Source organism: Microcoleus sp. C2D2, from assembly GCF_036702495.1.
Classification (GTDB): domain Bacteria; phylum Cyanobacteriota; class Cyanobacteriia; order Cyanobacteriales; family Microcoleaceae; genus Microcoleus.
Window position 1 is genome coordinate 1 of the sequence record NZ_JAUBTO010000143.1, and the last position, 19,819, is coordinate 19,819.

7 protein-coding genes and 1 pseudogene are annotated in these 19,819 nt (G+C 47.8%); 5 read left to right on the plus strand and 3 right to left on the minus strand.

Features of this window, described 5'->3' with window-relative positions:
• Together QUB61_RS31190 and QUB61_RS31195 are read right to left on the minus strand one after the other, a co-directional pair.
• Window positions 1-14,027 (minus strand): DUF4114 domain-containing protein (locus tag QUB61_RS31190; protein WP_333133916.1); only part of this gene is annotated, 14,027 nt, incomplete at its 3' end.
• An 858-nt stretch (window positions 14,028-14,885) separates the two neighbouring features.
• Window positions 14,886-15,317, minus strand: a complete 432-nt coding sequence (locus QUB61_RS31195; RefSeq protein ID WP_333133915.1) for a hypothetical protein — start codon at window positions 15,315-15,317, stop codon at window positions 14,886-14,888.
• Window positions 15,318-15,503: 186 nt separating this feature from the next.
• On the opposite strand from QUB61_RS31195, the gene QUB61_RS31200 reads away from it, so the two are divergent.
• The 3 genes from QUB61_RS31200 to QUB61_RS31210 all read left to right on the plus strand — a co-directional run bounded on the left by QUB61_RS31200 (window position 15,504) and on the right by QUB61_RS31210 (window position 17,866).
• Window positions 15,504-15,701 carry a tyrosine-type recombinase/integrase gene (locus QUB61_RS31200; protein WP_333133914.1) on the plus strand — a complete coding sequence of 66 codons (198 nt, stop codon included), beginning with the start codon at window positions 15,504-15,506 and terminating at the stop codon, window positions 15,699-15,701.
• Between the two features lie 198 nt (window positions 15,702-15,899).
• The gene (locus QUB61_RS31205; RefSeq protein ID WP_333133913.1) at window positions 15,900-16,079 is read left to right on the plus strand and encodes a hypothetical protein; all 180 of its coding nucleotides are present in this window, start codon (window positions 15,900-15,902) and stop codon (window positions 16,077-16,079) included.
• Between the two features lie 227 nt (window positions 16,080-16,306).
• Window positions 16,307-17,866 carry a cytochrome P450 gene (locus QUB61_RS31210; protein WP_333133912.1) on the plus strand — a complete coding sequence of 520 codons (1,560 nt, stop codon included), beginning with the start codon at window positions 16,307-16,309 and terminating at the stop codon, window positions 17,864-17,866.
• Between the two features lie 11 nt (window positions 17,867-17,877).
• On the opposite strand, the gene QUB61_RS31215 is transcribed toward QUB61_RS31210, so the two are convergent.
• Window positions 17,878-18,285 (minus strand): hypothetical protein, encoded by a 408-nt coding sequence (locus QUB61_RS31215; RefSeq protein ID WP_333133911.1) that lies wholly within the window; start codon window positions 18,283-18,285, stop codon window positions 17,878-17,880.
• A 182-nt stretch (window positions 18,286-18,467) separates the two neighbouring features.
• Here QUB61_RS31215 and QUB61_RS31220 point away from each other — a divergent pair, with 182 nt between their 5' ends.
• Both QUB61_RS31220 and QUB61_RS31225 read left to right on the plus strand, forming a co-directional pair.
• A complete protein-coding gene (locus tag QUB61_RS31220; RefSeq protein ID WP_333133910.1) occupies window positions 18,468-18,737 on the plus strand; it encodes a transposase in 270 nt (89 codons plus the stop codon).
• A gap of 198 nt (window positions 18,738-18,935) precedes the next feature.
• Window positions 18,936-19,741 (plus strand): annotated as a pseudogene (locus tag QUB61_RS31225) (transposase domain-containing protein); the annotation flags it as partial.
• Window positions 19,742-19,819: the final 78 nt, after the last annotated feature.

Sequence of the window (19,819 nt, forward strand, 5' to 3'; positions counted from 1 at the left end):
GCTCTCGGTCCCAACTGCGCCGCTGTCGGCGTCCAAGTTACCAGTCCGGTAGTTGGGTTGATGGAGACGCCAGCAGGCGCGCCCGGTTTCAGCGCGTAAGTAATGGTGTCGCCGTCGGCATCGTTTGTAATTGCCCGGTACTCGAACCGCTTGCCGACTTGGGGTTGCAAGTCCGACGGCGGTGTGGAAGCAAACAGCGGAGGATTGTTGGGCGGCACCAGTTCCACTTCAACGTACTGCAAAGCTTGACCGCCCTTGCCGTCAGTTGCCCGCAAGGCGACATTGAACTTCACCGCCTGCGGTGCCGCCTCTGGGCGACCGAACGCAATCAAGCGATCGCGCGTCGCCTGCAGTTCTTTATAATATTCTTCGACCTGGGCTGCCGTCGGAGTCCAAACTACGGTGCCGTTTTCTGGGTCAACGCTCATCCCTGGGGGATTGAGAACTAAACCGTAAGTTACCCCGTCAGCATCCGGGTCAGACGCTAAAGCCCTGTAAACGTATGATTCCCCAGCTTTCAACGAAGCTGTTGGCGCTACAGTCAGGAAAGTGGGGTCCGAGTTGGGCGCCTCTTGCGAACCCTTGTGTACGCCGAACAAGTGAGTAAAAGTTTCCCCCGCAGCCGTGACGGTATCTGTAAAAACCGACGTACTGGGGGCAGTCTGCATGTAACCCTCTGGCGCTACGGTCCGCACTTTGTAAGTACCCGGCAGCAAATTGTCAAAAGTAAACTGATAGTTGGTTTTGCCCAGAAGCGACTCTGTATCGTCCTTTTTGGTCAACTGCTTCGGTTCGCTGGGGTCTAGTATGCCGTTGTTGTTAACATCCACATAGACCGGCACATTTTCCATCAAAGGCTCGATCGTGTAGCGGGGGTCAAAACCGCCAAAAACGCTGCTTAACTGGTCTACATCGGTCAATATCACCGCTTCTGGGTCGAGTTTTTTGATGGTATCCAGGGTCGAATATTGGCCGATTCCAAAACCTGTCAAGCCGATGCCCTTAGTTTTGAGGTCGGCACCCACCTCCGCCGCGACGGCGGCGTCCAAAGCGCCGTAGCCGTCGGACATGAAGATAATGTTCGGGTCCCCGGGCATCAAATCGATTAATTGGTCGATCGCCTGCACGGCTTTGGTAAAATCGTTGTGACCGTTGGGCACAGTGTAAGTGCTGCTTGCCAAGATTTCCCGGATGTCGGGGATGCCGTTGTTGTTTTTATCTGCCAGGGGCGTCGTGTAGGGCTGAACCCCAGGCGTTGTGGGATCCATATCTTGAATCGCAGCGCTTTCTTTGTGCGGAATTAACCCGATATTGACTCTATCTCCCAAACCTTGAGCTATTAATGTATCGAGGAGAGTTTGAGTAGCGGCAACTTGAGCTTTGAGAACATCATCTACCCCCACAGGCCCATCAAAAGGAGCAGCCGTACTGCCCGAAACGTCGATCGCCACCACAATCGCCGGATTGTTGCCCTTAACCAGTTTAGAATCTCGGAAGCCGTTGCCGTTCAAATCGTCGAACACCGCCCCCTGGATTTTACCCACAGTACCGTAAGCATCCACAGCAAAAGTCTGAGAACCCTTGCCACCGCGTCCGTCTGCCACTTCCACTGTAAAATTAGCCCGCTGCCCGGGCTGCACATTTTCCGGGAACCACAGCAACTCACCGCTATCGCCGTCAATCAATGCCCCCAGCGGGCCGTCAACCAAGCGGTATTTGAGCCTGTCGCCGTCCGGGTCAACCGCAGACAACTGATAGCGGTAAATTTTATCATCCAGCCCGAAGCGCGGAACCGGTTCGCTGACAATAACCGGACTGCTGTTGGTCGGGTCGGGCCACACCCGAATGCTGTACTCTTGAACATCCTTGCCACCTTTCGAGTCTTCCGCCGCCAGTTTCACAGCATACAAGCCCGTCGAACCCCCCGTATTGCCGCCCGTTTCCCCCGTTCCTGGAGTAACGATATCTGCTGCTGTTTTCTCGTAGCGAAAAGCCCGGAATTCGTAATTGACTGGAGTAGTAGCAGTTCCCCCCTCAATTAACAAAGCGTACTCTCCAGTAGCCGGCAACTCCAACTCGAAGTTACTGTTGAGCCAAGTATCGCCGCCGGGTACCACTTTATTGTCCGGGCCGATTAGCTTCCAGCGGTTTGAAGTATTGCCAACAATCGAATCAAAGAACAAGCGATCGCCTTTCGTGCCTTCAAACTTGTAGAATTTGCTTTGCTGTCCGTTCGACAAAGAACCTTTTACTGGTATGCTAAACGGCATTTCGCTAGCAGAAGACAGTTCTAAAAGTTGGAACGAGTAGTTTTGGTTGCTGGCTTGTTCCCCTTCTATTACCAGTTGATACAAACCCTTTTGAGCGAGAGTGACAGGTGCTACGTCGGTGTACTGGAAATTGCTTCTGGTAAATACCGCTTCCCCAGTCGGGCTGTATAAAGTTGCAGAGACATTAGTTCCCACCATACCGTTGAAAGCCACTCGCAGACCTTCCACGCCGTCAAAAGTATAAACTTTAGCTTCAGTTCCGTTTGTCACTGACGATACGACACCGCCAATTTCCAAGTAATTAGTTGTCGGACTTCTGAGGCTGCTGGGTAACTCGGCGACGCGCAATTGATAGCTACCAGTTGAAGAAGGGTAATAGCCGTATGTTTGTAGAGTGTATTGTCCTGTTTGCGGCAATACTTTTGGCACAGTATTGTAGCGGGTATCGTGATTGTCGAATACCTTGCTCCCGTCAGGGGCTATCAGCCTGGCCCTGATTTCCCAGTTATTATTATTAATGCTGTCTAAGAAAATTTGAGTGCCAGCCGACGCGGTGAATTGGTGATTGTTAACGCCCCCGGCCGTCAGCGAGTCGCTAATTGTAGAATTTAGTCCCGTGTTAGTTATGCGTGCTGGCGTACTATCGATCGCAGTAAAACTGTAGCTGACGGGTGAAGAGTTGTTTCCGGTAATAGCTAGGGTGTACAAACCTGCAGTCGGCAGCGCCACCTTAAAATCTGGCGAGTTCCAAGAGGGGGAAGCTATTACTTTGCTGTCAGGTCCGTAGAGCACCCAATTCCCACCGCTCAACGCAGCAGCATTCAAGTCAAAGTTTAACACTTGACCTTGACGCCCAGTAATTTGATACAAGTCAACTTCCCCCGTTTCAGCAGTGCCGGTATTGGGTTCAGTCAAATTTAGGGGAGTTACTTTAGCTAAATCGCTTAAAGTAAAACTGTAATTGCCAGTGTTATTGTTGCTGCCGTCAACTACCAGGCGGTAAGTCCCGTTGGCAGTCAAAGTTTGTGGCAGCCAGTCAGCGATCGTATTAACACTCGAAGCACCCAACGTGCCAACAACTGCGTTGCCAAAAGGATCGTAGAGTTGCGCCACCAAATTGCTGTTCCCAGCTAGACCGTCAAAAAACAGCTTTTGTCCGACCTTACCATCAAAAGTATAAGTATCTTTTTCTCCCGCCTCTGTGATGTTTTGACTGATAGTTTGACCGAGAGTTAAAGGTACTGTGGTTAACTCAGGCGTCACCGCTTTAAACTCGTAATTGTTATTAGGTCTGTCCTGACCGCTTAAAACTAAGGCGTACTCACCAGTAACGGGTAAAGCTAATTCGTAGTCAGAAGTCAAACCTTGATAGTTTAGGCGCTTGCCATCGGGACTGTAAAGATAATAGTAATTGTATGGATCTCCGGCAGCCACATCGAAGTATAAATAGTTGCCTTCCGTGCCTTGAAATTTATAAACTTGAGTTTCGCGCCTGCTACTGCCGAAGTTGCCCGAAATAGGAGCATCCCAAGTCAATGGTTGGCCAGCCGCTAAATCGAGCAAGCGGAAACTGTAACTATCTCCCGCACTGTCAGCGTAGCCATCTACTATCAGCTTGTAATTGCCTTCTTTGGTAAGAGTTACAGGTTCGCGATCGCCGTTTGCATATTGGTCACCAAAAACCGTTACTCCATCCGGGTCTACCAGCTTTACTGCTAGATTTGTTGGTGAATTTTCCAAGCTGTCAAACCACAGCTTTTGACCCAGCTTTCCTTGAAAAGCATAGATATCCTGTTCTCCAGCTTCGCTAATCTTACCGCTGGCAGTATCGCCTACATAGTAAGGAGTTGTGACGATATCTGGCGTTACTATTTGCAGGTTGTAATTGTTGTTATTAACGGCGTTTTTGCCCGAAAGAATTAGAGTGTATTCCCCCGAAGAAGGCAGCGCTGCTACCTCGTAACCAGAACTTAAATATTGAGAGGGAAAAACTAACTTTCCGTATTGGTCGTAAAGGTGATAAAGGTTGGGAGAGTCGCCTTGGGTGCGGTCAAAATAAAGAGGCTGACCTTGAGAACCAGTGAATTGATAGGCGATCGCTTCCCGCCTGCTGGTGCCGAAGTCCCCCTTAATAGGAGTATCTAAAGAAGTAACATTTGCCGCTGCCGAGTCAAGGAAGCGGAATTGGTAATCACCCGTATAATCGTAGGAACCGTCTACTTTTAAGGTGTAAGTTCCAGCCTCAGTTAAAGTCAATAACTCTGAGGAATTTCTATCGTCGCCAAGATTGTGACCGTTCAACAGAAGTTTGCCTGTTGGCGAATACAAGTAAGCGCTAATGTTGCTGCTGGGGAACAAGCTATCCAACCACAACTGTTGACCGGGACTGCCCGTAAAAGTGTAGGTATCTTGTTTTCCCGGTTCCCCGATCGTGCCTGATATTGTATCTCCAATTACGTGAGGTTGGGTGACGAGATCGGGCGTTACCATCCGCAGGGTATAATTGTTATTAGTTTGGCCGGTTCCGTTAAAAACAAGAGTGTACTCGCCAGAACTCGGCAGCTTAGTCGGTTCAACGCCGTAATCGTAGGAGTAAGGATAGGGAGGGTCATAAGACAAATTCTGATAGAAAAAGCGCTGCCCGTCGGGACTGTAGACGGAGTAGTTGGATCCGCCTCCATCAATGCGATCGAAATAGACATATTGACCCTCAGAACCCGTGAATTTATACACGACCGCATCGCGCTTGCTCGTGCCAAAATTGCCGGTAGTATTTGTATCTAAAGAGGTGGTTTGTGCGGCTGCCGCCAAATCGAGAATGCGGAAGCTGTAGCTGCCGGTAGCGTCACCAGAACCATCTACTACAAAGCGGTAATTACCCGTTTCTTTAAGAGTAGTAAGAGCGGCGGGTTCGAGATCGCTTCCCAAATTTTGACTGCTCCAGATTACAGTATCTGTGGGACTGTACAAAGTACCGTCAATATTGCTCGCCGCGAGGAGGCTGTCGAACCACAAACGTTGACCTTCCGTACCCGCAAAAGTATAAGTATTTTGCTGACCGGCTTTGGCAATTTCCCCATTCACGGTATTGCCGATTGTCAAGGAAAATGCACCATCTGTTGGAGTGACGATCCGCACGCCGTAATTGTTATTGGGGTTGTTGTTGCCAACAAAAGCTAACAGGTACTCGCCGGAACTAGGCAGTTTTTTCGGTTCGCTATCGTAGCTCAGGCTGTTATAGTAAAATCGATTTCCGTCAGGACTGTAGAGATAGTAGCTGTTGTAGTAATCCCCATCGGTGCGATCGAAATAGAGGTGCTGGCCTTCTAAACCTTGAAACTTGTACAAAACAGTTTCTCGATTGCTCGCACCGAAGCTGCCGGATACAGTTCTATTATCCAGGCTAGTTAAAGTTGTTGCGCCCGCGTTGTCAAGCAGTCGGAAGTTGGCTGTAGTTGCTGATGTATTATTTGATTGCAGCACTAAATAATATTCGCCATCAGCTTCTAAAGTCTGCAATACAATATCGCCTGATAAATCTCCGGTATAAGCAACTTGCCGCCCGCTCGAATTCAACAACTTTGCCGTGACGTTGGTACTGCTAGTATTTAAACCATCTAACCAAACTTTTTGACCGACTGTCCCCGTGAATTTGTATGCTTTCGTTTCCCGAGGATTTAAGGATACATTGATGGGGGCATTTAAGGCGAGCGTTGGCGATGCTTTGAGGTCAACCAATTGGAAGCTGTAATTGCCCGTGGTAGTGGCAGGGGAACCGTAAACTTGCAGCTTGTAGGAACCTGTTTGCGTTAGTTGATAGGCACCGCTGTCGCTTTGAGCGTCCAGGCCGGTGAAACCAGGAAAATTCGTGCTATCTGGATTTAAAAGTCCAACCCGCTTTGTCGAGTCGTTGCTTTGACCGTCAAAATAAATTAGCGTCCCAGATGCGGCTGTGAAGGAGTATTCATCCCTTTGGCCCGGTGCCGACAGCGTACCGCCATAGGGCACGGACAACCCGCTGTTGGTTGTTGCTGGTGGTAGGGTGCTGCTGACTTGGATGTTGCTGTAGCTGACCGGATTTGCCGAAGTATTCCGCAGCGCCAGGATGTAAGTGCCGTCAGCGGGCAGCGTAGAGGTAAAGCCAGTAGTGTTAAGGTTTGCCGAGCCGACCCTGTTGTTTTCGTAGTAGTAAGGGTTCAGCAGGCTTTGAGGGGCGTACAGCACCCACTCAGCACCGGAAATCGCGCTAGAGCCGGGGAACGTCAATTGCTGTCCTGCCGTACCGTTAATCTTATACAGGACGGTTTCTTTGGCAGCCACAGAGCCGCTGAGGGGGCTTCCCAACGGCAGTAGCGGCGCTGCGTCAGAGAGACTGAAGCTGTAATCTCCAGTCTTGCCGTAATTGCCGTCAACGGTCACTTTGTAAATACCCGGTTCGGTGAGGGTGAAGGGTTCCTTGTCCGAACCTGTGTTGCCGTTGAGAACCACTTTACCGCTGGGACTTTCAATTTTAACGGCGATATCGCTGTTGCCAGTGCGGGGGTCGAAGTACAGCGTTTGACCGACAGTACCCGTAAAGGTGTAGGCATCTTGTTCTCCCAGCTTGCTGATGCTGTTGGTAACTGGGTTATTCAGCGCTAGCGGGCTGGGGGGTGAAGTCGTGGTAACTAGCTGAATTTTGTAGTTGACAGGCGCGCTGTTTTCTCCCCGCAGCATCAGGTAGTAGGTACCGTCTCCCGGCAATACCTGTTCAAAGTCGCTTCCAAGTGGTTCTTCCCTGAGTTGGTCATTGTTGGAGTTGTAGAGGTGCCAATTGGTGTTGGGGGAGTTTTCTTGGCTGTCGAAGTAAACGCGATCGTCTTTCGATCCCGTAAATTGATAAAACTGTATCGCTTTCCCAGGATTCAAAGTGCCGGATGTAGGCGTCAAGGCATCTTTTTGCAAAACTGGCGCGACACCGACATCTATTAGGCTGAAGCTGTAGTTATCCGTTGACTCATAAGAGCCGTCTACCTCCAGCGAGTACGTTCCAGACTCTGGCAAAATGACAGGATTCCGCCAAGTGTCTGCGTACATCTGAACGCTGTTGATGACTTTAGTACCGCTGGGACTAACTAATGTAGCTAGGTTATTGGGCGTGTCTGTCAGAGTATCGAGGAACACCCGCTGTCCCTTGGTACCAGTAAAGGTGTAAACGTCCCGCTCGCCTTTCTCGCTAATGGAACCCGACACTGGGGCATTAAATGCCAACGTCTCTGAACGGACATCGGGAGTAATCACTTTGAACGAGTAGTTAACTGGGTTGGTGCCGTTGTTGCCGCTGATTGCCAGCGTGTAAGTGCCGGAGGTAGGCAGCACCTCTTCTATGTCGGTATTCTGGTCGGCGTGACGGATCTGGTTGTTCCCGGAATCGTAGAGAGTCCAGGTTGTATTTGCAGTTCCGCCTGGTGTATCCAAAAACAGGCGCTGGTTTTTCTCGCCTGTAAACTTGTACAAATGCGCTTCTTGACCGGGGGTGAGCGTGCCGCTGATATTCGTATCTAAGGAGATGGGCGTTGAGGACTCCAAGTCCAAAATACTAAAGCTGTAAGTACCCGTGTTTTCTAGGGCCCCGTCAATTTCTATGCGGTAAGTGCCGCTTTCTTTTAAGGTAAATGGAGCTCCATCGTCGCTGTACTCAAGATAGCGAATCGGCAGGTTGGTGCCGCTGGGGCTGATAATTTTTACTGTGTCCCACCAGGAGTAGTTCGGGATATCTTTTTTGTGGAACAGGCGATCGAAATAAATGCGCTGTCCCGGCTCTCCTGTGAATGTGTAGAAGTCTTTTTCCCCTTTTTCTTTGAGTTCGCCGTAAACGCTGTTGGGTGTGGCGTTGCTGCCGGGGACAATGGGTACTGTTATTTCATCGGGCGTGATAATCTCGAACGAGTAATCCACGGTGCTGGTAAAGCTGGACTTGCCTTGCAGCGCGAGTACGTACTCGCCGTCGGACGGCAAGTACAGCTCCATGTCCTCAAAGCTATTATAAATGGGTGTTTTGTTGTCGGCCGTGTAGAGTACCCAGTCGAGGCTGCCGCTGCTGCTTTCTTTGTCGAAGTAGAGCTTTTGACCCTTGCTACCGGTGAAGCGAAATACATCGTCTTCCGAACCGGGAGTTAAAGTGCCCTTAATGGTTGTATCGAAGGGGATGGCCGGTACCAAACCGACGTCAATAACGCTGAAGCCGTAGCTGCCTGTAGTGTCGCCGAGGGCTGACGTTACTATGCGGTAATTTCCTGTTTCTTTGAGGTCGAAAATTCTGTTGCTGTTTAAGTCGCCGGTTGATATATTCTGACCGCTGGGGCTTTGGATATCGAATCTCCAATTCCCCGCAGCGCCGCTATATTGCAGCGGATCTATGTAAATTCGCTGCCCGGCGCTGCCGCTGAAGCTAAATTCGTCGCTCTCCCCTGGCAAGCTAATTTTACCCAGTACCGTATCTCCCAGCATGAGAACGGCTGGTGGCGTCCATTCTACCAGCCCCGTGTTTGGGTTAACTTTCATGCCCTCTGGGCCGATAACTAAGCTGTAGTTGACTGTATCGCTGTCGGGGTCTACTGCGTGAGAGTCATAGGTGTAGGGTTGCTTGAGCCACGCATCGACAACTGGCGTGGAAGTGAAAATCGGAGGTCGGTTCGGCGGCGGGTTAATAGCTGAAAGCGTGTATTTCTGTTGGGCAACCCCACCTTTTCCATCGGACGCTTCCACCGTCACCGCGTGATTTCCAATATCTCCGGCAACCGGATTCCAACTAATAATGCCGGTTTCAGAATCTATCTCCATTCCTTGCGGTTTTTCCAACAAGGAATAAGTCAGCGCATCCCCATCGGCATCGACGGCAATTGCGGAATAAACGTAGTCTTTCCCCACCAAAGCTTCGGCATCTGGTGCTGTCTTAAATTCGGGAACTTGATTTAACTGACTTAAAAATACTAAGTCGTAATCAAACTGAACTCCTTGAGGATTGTAAAACTTTAACGTGTCGGTTGATGTCAGTTCTCCCGGCTCTAAAATGCCGCCGCCAACCAGTTTAGTAATGTCGTAATAAGGAATTCCTTCTGGCGTTATTCCGTCCGCATCCAGCATCCGCACCGTTGGGTCGCTGATATTGTTTATCCCTACCAATAACGAACCCCGCACGGGATACTGTCCTGTATTTTTTACCGCTAAATCGGCGTAAAGAATTTTGCTGCTCGAATTGAAGGAAGTCTGCTTGTATTCTGCTTCGAGACTGCTCGAAACGTCCCGCAGGCTGGCGAAATTGACGGGCGCGTCGGTGGATGCACCCTCGTCGGGCGATACTGTTAATTGAGCTGTTGGATCCCCTGAAGGTTGGATGCCTATTGAGATGATGCCGACTCTGGTTGCTGTATCGCTGTCGTTGTTTACCAACCGCACTTGCAGTTGAGCTGCCGTACCGCCCGCTATTTGCGATAAGTTGACGCTGATATTAGAGCCGTTGAAAGTAACGCCTGCTGCTAGTTGGGGAGGCTGTCCCTCGGTGAAATTGAAGAAGCTGTTGTGTCCCGTTCCTACAGTGTGAACTAAAGAACGGCCGCTGGCATCGACTAAGGCTATTTCAAAAGCGTCGTTGATGGAGTCGGGGTCTGCCGTGTCGAAGTTGAGACCGGTGATGTTGACGCTAAGGGTTGACGGCCCTGCTGGAATTGTAATTGCTTGTTCTAACTTTTCTGTGAAGGATGTCCCTTCTGCCAGCCATACAATGTCAGAGTCAGCAGTTTCGGTGCGGGTAAAAGTTCTGGTGGCGGTGCTCTGGTTGCCTGCCTTGTCTGTGGCAGTGGCGGTGAAAATATTGCTGCCAATAGCTAATGTTACTCCTGCAAACTCAAAGTGTCCCGTAGAGTCAGCAGTAGTTATAGCTTGTGTCTCAGCTAGGATGACGGTACTTCCCGGGTCGGTTTGCCCGGTTAAGGTGACGGTGGAGTCTAGGGTTTGCCCGTCCCCTATTGGAGGGGTATCGAACGCTGGGTTTAAGCCGAATGTTAGTTCTGGCGGTGTCGTGTCGAGGGTGAAGGGGAGTTCAAAGGTGCTGGTATTGCCGTGAGAGTCGGTTGCAACCAGGTATAGGATGTATGTGCCGTCTGCTAAGGTGTTGCCGTTTAACGCCGAGAGTTCGTTGCGGGTGAGTGCAAAGCTGCCGTCAGAGGTTAGCAAGTCTTTAAGTTCAATGCCGGTAGACTCCCTCGAAAAGCTGGCGCGGAAGCTAGCAATGCCGCTGGCATCGGTAACTGTTCCGCTGACGGCGGGGTTGTTGGTAATGCCGTCGGTACTGTTAGAACCGGTGTCGTCAACTAGCGCTGCCACAATGGCGGGGGGGTCTGTCTCCGCTGACACAAGGCTGTTGGCGTATTCTATCAGTTCCTGTCCCAGGGGAGTGTTGCGCCATTCTTTAGCAGGATTGATGACTGCATCCAGCAGCGGTGCGTTTCCTTTTGCTCCGATTACTGTGAAGATTAGGTCATTGTAGTCGCCGTCTGAGTTGGCGGCCGACATATCTTCCATCGCGAAGGTGTTCCCCGTACCTGTTGCGTCGGCGATCGGCAACACGTAAGATGTATCGTTGGGGTTGGCGCTCTCGATCGAGAACAAGGGACGCAGTTCGGGAAACAAATCCCACAACCACGAGAATTGCAGCGATGACTGCACCGTACCGCTGGGTACTAACATGACGGCAAAGGTATCATTGGGCGTCATGTTGAAGGTTTTGATGCCCTGGTACGGGCCGCTGCCCCACGAACCTTCTCCCGGCATCGCACCGGTGAATTTGCCTCCTTCGATGCTGTCGCGGATGACGAGGTGCCCTTCAGTGGAATTGGTGAGAACTCTCCTGGCTGCTTCGGCAATAAATTCTGGACTCCCTGGCGTCAGCGCTTCCATTCCTGACAGGCTGAAAATGCCCAGCTCGCCTTCATAGTAGCCACCGTCAAATTGATAGTCAATTTTGACTTGTCCGTTGGCATTTTCTACCAGAAAAGTGCCGGGACTGAGTGAGTTAGCTGCTGCTGTTATTGAGAGATTTGCTTGAGGATTGGTATTGCTTGGGAAGTCGCCGGCACCCTGTGTTGGATTGGGGACAATGTCGGCAATACCGTCAGAAACTTGAGCCGGTTCTTCTGCCTCTAACGAGAGCAAACCGCTCGATATATCTGCTGGTTTTGGCGCCGTTTCGGTATCGGAATACGCAGGCTCTGAGTCGGTTGTTTCTGTGGGAGTTGAATTGCTATTATCAGTGTTTGAAATTGGTTCGGGTGGGGAGTTAAGAGTTGAGGGTGAAGCGCTGGTTTCGACTGAGGCTATCTGTGCCGTACCTGCTGTTTCTGATGAATTTGAGTAAAGTGTCGGTGGGGCAGAATCGGTTTGTAAGTTAGAGTTAGAGTCGGAATTTACCGGGTCGATTTCGAGAGAATTAACGACTATTGCCGGGGGGGTTTCAGTCTCTAATTCTGCTGCTGTGAAGGTGACAGCGCTCTCCGGAGCGATTGTATGGGCAGAGCCTTCTGAAAGAGGGAGAGCGTCTGTTTTTGGTGGCAATTGCTTGCTTTCAAATTCTGCTGTTATTTCAGCAACAGTCAACTCGGGTTCAACGGTATCATCCGCTTCGGGTGTGGCAACAATTGACTCGGTTTTTGTCACCAATTGTTCGGTTTCTAAGAAGGCTCCTATTTCAGAAAAAGCGGTATTATCTTCAATTAAATTGGCAACCTTTTCTGCAGTAATCTCAACAGCCTGTTCTCTTTCCGAATTTAATTCAGTAGGGCTAACACTAAGTGTTTCTGGGGGAGAGGCTGTTTGTTCTATGAGTTGCAATTCTTGAGTATCGGATTGGTCAACAGTTGATGTTTCTGTGGCTGGCGATTCTTGAGTATCGGATTTACCAACTGTTGATGTTTCTGTTAGTGGCGATTCTTGGCTGTCTGAGTTAGCAACTGTTGAGGTTTTTGTTAGTGGTGATTCTTGGCTGTCTGAGTTAGCAACTGTTGAGGTTTTTGTTAGTGGTGATTCTTGGCTGTCTGAGTTAGCAACTGTTGGGGTTTCTGTTAGTGGCGATTCTTGGCTGTCTGAGTTAGCAACTGTTGCTGCTGTTGGCTGAGGTTTTTGTTGGTCGTTATCAGCAGCTATTGATGGTGTTTCTTCTTGGGATTTCTCACCAGAATTGGTAATAATTGATTCTGGAGGAAATTTCGGATCGGATTTATCCGATTCACCCTTGAGTTTTTGAACTAACTCGGAGTGAATTGATGCAGAGTCGTCACCCGCTAATTCGCCCAGGGGAACGATTTGGGATGTAGCGCCCGTGACACGGAAGGTGATATCATCGTAATCGCGATAGCTTGCTTCACTGGCCGCCATATCTTCCATGACGAAGAGTTGACCTTCACCTGTAATATCGGCAATTTGACCGATACTGAAGCCGTCGTTGGGATTTTCTGTAGCTATTGAAAATAGGGGTTTTTTGTCGCCGCCGATGGCGGGGTTGTCGTATACTTGCTGTACGGTGCTGTTGGGTACTAGCATGAAGAAGAATTTGTCCCCAGGCGTCATGGCAAATGTTTTTTTGCCGAGGTATTGCCCGGAATTGAAGTTTTCTGAGCTGTTAGGATTGGTGTAATATGCTCCTTCTAAATTGTCAGAAATTGCGATGTAGCCGTTTGTCGAGTTGCTTAAAGCTCGACTGGCTGCTTCTTTTATAAATTCCTCTGAACCGGGAAGGAATTTTTCCATTCCTTTAAGGCTGACGATGGCTAGTTGTCCGGCATACCAACCTCCGTCGGATATAAATTCTATGCCGATTATTCCTTTTTCATCGACAGTGAATGCGTTTGAGTCAAAGTTGCTGCTGGTTGAAGGAGTTGAGGCTTCATCGGATTCTAGATTAGTGGCGGTTTCTAAGTTGTTGGCGGTAGAGTTTTCGGTAAGTGCTGTTTTATTTAATTCTGATTTATCAGTCGTTGATGCAGTTGCCGATGATATTTCGTTTGATTCTGACTCGCTTTTGAGTGTAGTCTCTGATGATAAGGGTGTTTGGTGTTCTTCTGGTTTTGAAGTCGTTTCAGCAGTTGTGACTAATGTTTTTTCGCTCGCAGCTTCTTCGCTCGTTGTGTAGGCACTTACAACCAGTAAATTTTGGCTGTTTTCTCGCTCGGATTGGGCCACTGAGGCGGAGGGTAATTGTGTGGTATTTTCCGGTAATCGAGCGCTGGCAGCGGTTGTAGCTGCTGGGGCTTTATTTAGTTCTGAGTTGTCTATCGAGCTGTCGATTGCCTGGGTGTTTGTAGCTGGTTTATTAAAATCAGAATTCTGGTTATTTGAGCCAAGTGGATTGGGGTTAATTAGGGGGTCTTCTAAGTCCGAGTCTAGTTTACCAATTAGGGGGTCAAATTCTAAATTGTCTGAATCTATGGGGGTATTGTTAGTTATTAGAGGGCTGGTGTTAGCAGAAGGTATGCTGCTAATATCGGAGGCTTTGTTAATAATAAAAGCATCAGCATTGGCTTGACTGAATTCGGATGTGGGTTCGCTGGCGGTTTCTATTAAGTTAAGTTGTTCTGAGTTTTCAGATTCGCCCGGAGTTTGGTATAATAAAGTTTTGTTAGTTTTAATTTCCGGCAGAATTGAGTGCTTTGTCGGGGCAACTCCGGGAATTAAGGATTCCAGTTCTTCTATTAGAGGTTTTTCAGTCGGGTCTGGTAAAGGCACTTTCGGCACTCCTGATTTTATGGTTAAATAGTAGTTTTTGCAAGCTTTGATGCAATTTATTATGGCGGGAAAATAGTCATTGCAATTATGTTACTAGCTTTGATCTATAGCCAATTTAAATAGACTTATTAAGGTCGTGACGCACTCCTTAAATGACTGTTATTGGCAAAGCTATAAAGCTATTATCCTTCGCAAAGCTACGCTCCGCAAAGCTATTTATTCTCTGATTCACCGAGTCAATTTTAATACTATTTGTAGGGGTAAGGTGGGGAGTGGCGTATCCTACAACTAGGGTCTAGGCGTCCAGGACTATTATTGATTGTGGTGCTTAATGCTAGAGCTGGAAAACTGTTTGTTGTAAAATTAGCATCGAGGTAATGGTTACAAAATTTGTGCTTTTGCTACTTTTTTGGGGAAAAGGCAATCGGAACGGCTTTGTTAAAATCATTACTGCACCCTTGATTTTTAATCTCTTTGGCGTTTAGCGAATTCGAGGAGTTTTTACTTACGCTTGCTTAGTTCTAGAACCGCGCTCAACTTGCTGCTCATCATTATTATTGCCTAGACTCGATTATAAATACATTAGCGATCGTACTGGATTTCATAGTTTGGGGTGGTGCAGTTTAGAAAAAAAACCAGTATTTTTACTTAGAGCTGTTTAATTTATGTTACATCTTTTTATGAAAGTAACTGTTTTTATGCGGAAAAATACTGTTTTCAGGCAGGAAAATACTTAAATTAATGAATCCACCGTCGCTTCTGAAAACTCGTTTCCTCTCGCTCAGTAGCAGCGCTTGGTTCGTCATGCGCTGCTCGGACATCCCACCCACTTCGCACAAATTTGGCAGTTCTGCGGCGTCAAGAACCTAACCAATCGTCAATGCCACTCACTACCACTTGACCATTCGAGCTAAAGATTGCCGACGTGAGCCAACTCGTATGTTCGTGCAACACTTCACGGCAACTCCCCGGAAGCAGATTCCAGAGTCGAACGGTGCGATCGCCACTGCCACAAGCTAAGATTTGAGCATCTGGGCAAGCGGTCAACAGACCAGACTCCACCTGTATGCCCCCGCAAAACCCTAATGCAGTTCCCGGTCTGGAGAGCCCAAAGCCGAATCGTTTGGTCGAAACTGCAACGCGAGCAACTGTTGCATCAGCATCAAATGTCAGCGTAAAAACTCCACCCGTGTGTCCTCGCGAAACCCGCTTGCCCATCGCCGGAAAGCACATCCCAAAGCCGAATTGTTCGACCCCAATTACCACTAGCCAACTGTTGACCATCGGCATTCTCTCGATCTCCCAGCTATTCCTGGTTCTAAAAGAGCTGCTGCATTAATAAGAAATACCGCAAACCTATGCAGCAATGCAGTAATTGCGGCAAACTTTCTGGTATCGGGTCGAGTATACACGCCTGCATGAAAGATAGAACGGCACGGCCAGGCTAAAAGACTCACGCAACAGGAAATCGGGCTTTTGTTCCACAAAGGTTTGCTTTCCTGTCGCGATCGCACCCTGTTTGGAGTTTGTCTCTACACCGCCTGTCGGATTGCGGAAGCTTGTTCCCTGATGGTCAAGGATATCTACACAAACTCTGGCGCTGTCCGTTCTACAATTAACGGACGCACCTTGCCAACACTAAAGGAAAACTTCAAACTAGGACGATTCCGGTGATTGAAGATTTGCTCCGTCTCCTAACGTCTTGGCGTTCCCACGCCGGCCAGACTTATTTATTCCCCGGCCGCCACCCGAACCACCGCTGTCCGCATTTGCACCCCGACTCAGCGGACAAGATTTTGAGAGAAGCGTTGTCGCGGGCCGGCATCGAGGGAGCATCCACCCACAGTTTTAGGAGAACGGCTCTCACGAGCGATGAGCAACGCCGGCATTGGGCTGCGGATTATTCAAGAAATCAGCGGTCACAGCAACCTCGAACAGTTGCAGCACGAAGAAAGAGGTGAAGCCGGATCGAGTCAAAGGAGCGATCGCCTCTGTTTCCATGCTTTCCTACAGGGGGAAATACCTTTTTCCCGCCCTACCATTCTCAGATAAATCAGATTGAGGATGAGAGTTCGCATCAATAGCCGGAAGAATTAGCTTGTCGCATATTTTAGGGCGAGTACCATTTTTGCCAGATTACCACTAAAGGAGTTAATGCTAGAGCCACATTAGACAGCTACTAAGGCGAAGGCTTTATCGTTAATTATGGTGACTTACTTAATCTCCATTTCAAGGTAGTATATGAAAAGAAAAAACTTTGGATAGACTGGGGCGGATTTATGTTTCAAAGCATTACTTCTCAAATAAATAGTTCTTCTGACTTTTTATTATATTTAGGAATAGTATTAGGCGTTACTAGCATAGCGTCTGTACAGAGTTGGCGGTGGTGGAAAGAAAAGGAGGCTTATAAATCGCTAAAATCACTCCCTTCGCCTCCCCAATACTGGGTGTTAGGAAATCTGCCACAAATATTAGCGGCAGTAAAACAGAAGAAATTATTTCAGCAATTTTTTGATTGGAGCCAGCAGCTAGGCCCGATGTACGTCATCTGGAATGGCAGGACTCCAGTTGTGATTTTAAGTAACCCAAAAGTAATTGAAGATACCATTATCAATGGAATGAGAGATGGTAGCTTAATTAGACCCAAGCAATTACGCGAAGCATGGAACGATATCAGCGGTTCTATTATGCTCGGAGAAACTGGAACCGAGTGGCAGTGGCGACGCAAGGCTTGGAATCCGGAATTTAGTTCGAGCAATCTTTCCAAATATCTGGAAATAATTAGCCAAGCTTGCGAACAAGTCATTGAGACGCTCAAACAAGTTGCACACCCAAAAGAAGTGGAGGTAGATCCTCTGTTTGTGCAACTAACAATGCGGGTGATTGCCTCTTTGGTACTAGGTGTTCCTGTAGATAGAAATAGTACCAGTCAGTCAGGCCCCCCCCTGGAAGTTAGCAAGGTGTACGAAGCGATGTCTATTGTAGGCTATCGTTTCCTGCGACAAGCTACGAGGGAGAAAATATGGATGAAATATTTGCCAACTCAGAATTCACGGGATTATTGGGCAGCAAGGCGATATTTAACCGAATTTCTTACTCCCCGCGTAGACTTAGCTTTACAGATGAGAGAACAAAATCAAACTGATTTTCCACAAGTCAGTAGTTTGTTTAGGGAATCAATGTTAGTCAAAATCGCGGCTAAAGAACCAAAATACGATCGCGAAACCTTAATATCAGAATCGATAGAACTATTAATAGCTGGGACTGACACCACAGCCCATACTTTATCCTTTGCACTTGGAGAGTTGAGCTTAAATCCAAAAGTGTTTCAACAAGCACGGGAAATTGTTGACCAAGCTTGGGAAAAACAAAGTGGGATTAACCTAGAAAACCTCAAAGAACTGGCTTATATTCGTGCCATTATCAAAGAAACACTGCGGCTTTATTCAGTTGCCTCCGGCTCAACTTCATTGGAGGCTCAACGGGATACTCTAATTGAGGGTACAGTAATTCCGCGCGGGACAAGAATATCCTGGTCAATGCTTGGAGCCGGAAGAGATCCAGAAGTTTATGCTCATCCAGAGGAATTCTTGCCGGAACGTTGGTTAGACAAGAATAAGGAAATAAGTTCATTGCCAATGATAGACTTTGGCTCAGGCTCGCATCGTTGTTTGGGAGAGCATCTATCAATGCTGGAAGGAACGATGATGTTAGCATTATTGCTGCGCCACTTCGATTGGGAGTTAGTCAAGGGTCGTTCTTCTCTGGAACAATTACAGCAAAACCTGTTAATTTATCCGTCAGATCGAATGCCAGTACGCTTTCGAGGGAGAAATTAAGCCTAAACCTTTCAAACACCGCGATTTTTAAGAATGTACAAGATAGCCTGATTAGGGTGAATTGGCTGGCTCAAGAAAATCTGCGATGAGCTCTCCACCCTCAAAATCAAAACCCTAAGTGCTGCAGGGCCCGTCGTTTGGTTTCTTCGCCCCGGCGATCTTACGAACGCAGTCGTCACGGGGGAAGCGTGACCTGCCAACTTCTGCACTGTCACGATATCGACTCCAGCATCGAGGAGGTCGCTCGCAAAACGTGCGGCCCAAATCGTGGAGAGAAAGAATCCACTCCAGCGAGGAACGCCCGTCGCTGCAAAATCTTCAAGACACCATCGTCCGTCATCCGCCGAAATTGAATTTCTCCTCCCTTGCGGATGGGAAAAAGCAACGGGCCCGGTTCCTCTCCCCTCAAATTGAGCCACTTTTCTACCAAGGCGTGAGTGGACCCTGGGAGGTAAACTGTTCGGTCTTTCTTGCCCTTACCAAAAAATTGGGTTTAAAGCCCCTTCTTCAGTGGCCGGCTTTAGTTTCTATAAAGTGTAAAAAATGATTAAACATACGCATTTTGTTGACACAGTATTTCGTAATACGGTAAGATATTTGCATGATAACATTAGAGTTTAAATTGAAAGGCAAAGCACAGCAATACCGAGTCATTGACGAGATGATTAGGACGGCTCAATTTGTCCGAAATAAAACTCTTAAATATTGGACAGAAAATCAAGGAGTTAAGCTAGTTGACCTCTACAAACAATGCGCCATTATGGCAAAAGAGTTTGAATGGGCAGGTAAGCTTAATTCGATGGCACGTCAGGCTTCTGCCGAACGTGCCATTTTTGCTATCCAACGTTTTTTTGCTAATTGCTTTCGCTAAGAAACTAAGAAAAAAGGGATACCCGCAGTTTAAAAAGCAATACGGTTCAGTTAAGCCTCAAACCGTTGTAAACTAGGTATTGTATCCAAAAAGGGAGAGCAAGTTAGCGTGCATCTCAAAGAATTCTCATTAATATCTCCCAAAATCCCAAGTAAGGAGATATTCAAAGCAATAGAGATGGCAATTCCAGCCACTGCAATCGAACAGGCGATTACTAAAACGAAGGTTGAAGAGAAACGTCATCGCACCCTACCAGCACAACTGGTAGTCTGTCTGGTAATCGCCATGAGTTTGTGGTCGAAAGATTCAATGCGGGATGTACTAAAAAATTTGATTGATGGTCTTAATGAAGGGTGGATAAAAATTGGTAAATATTGGCGGTTTACATGTGTATTTCGGCAATTACTCAAGCCAGACAAAGATTAGGAGCAGGCGTGATGAGACAGTTGTTTCATTCTTTAGTGCGACCAATGGCTACAGTTGAAACAGTAGGAGCTTTTCTCAACGAACTCAGAGTCGTAGTCATAGACGGAACCTGCGCAAGCTACCCAGACAGTGATGAAAATTCCCGGGTTTTTGGTCGTCCGGGAAGTCGTCCAGGTACAAAAGCAGCGTTTCCAAAAGCTAGATTAGTTATTTTATTAGAGGCAGGAACACATTTAATATTTAATGCCTTAATGTGTCCATATAAAATGGGAGAAAGAGTAAGAGCATTAAAGTTATGGAGCTCAGTAACGCCAGGAATGCTATTGATGTGGGATAGAGGCTTACATTCTTATGCGATGGTATAAGCTACAGTCAGTAAAGGTTGTGAGTATTTGGGACTCATTCTATGCTACGTTAAATTATTAAATGAAATACAATTAGATGATGGTTCGTATATGAGTTGGATTTACCCATCCGGCAAATTAAGGAAAAAAGGATTTAAGCCCATACAGGTAAAAGTAATTGAGTACACAATTGAGAATTCCGACCGCCCAGAAGCACAAATTAGATATCGTTTAAGGGTGCATCTCACTTTTGCGAATGTGTCAAAAAAGAGTTAAAATGAAAAAGCTAGTAAAATCGTCAAATAAAGATGA

Coding starts and splice junctions, on each gene's coding strand:
- QUB61_RS31210 (WP_333133912.1), top strand. CDS start 16,307: ATGTTTCAAAGCATTACTTCTCAAATAAATAGTTCTTCTGACTTTTTA.
- QUB61_RS31220 (WP_333133910.1), top strand. CDS start 18,468: ATGATAACATTAGAGTTTAAATTGAAAGGCAAAGCACAGCAATACCGA.
- QUB61_RS31195 (WP_333133915.1), bottom strand. CDS start 15,317: ATGCCGATGGTCAACAGTTGGCTAGTGGTAATTGGGGTCGAACAATTC.
- QUB61_RS31205 (WP_333133913.1), top strand. CDS start 15,900: ATGAGCAACGCCGGCATTGGGCTGCGGATTATTCAAGAAATCAGCGGT.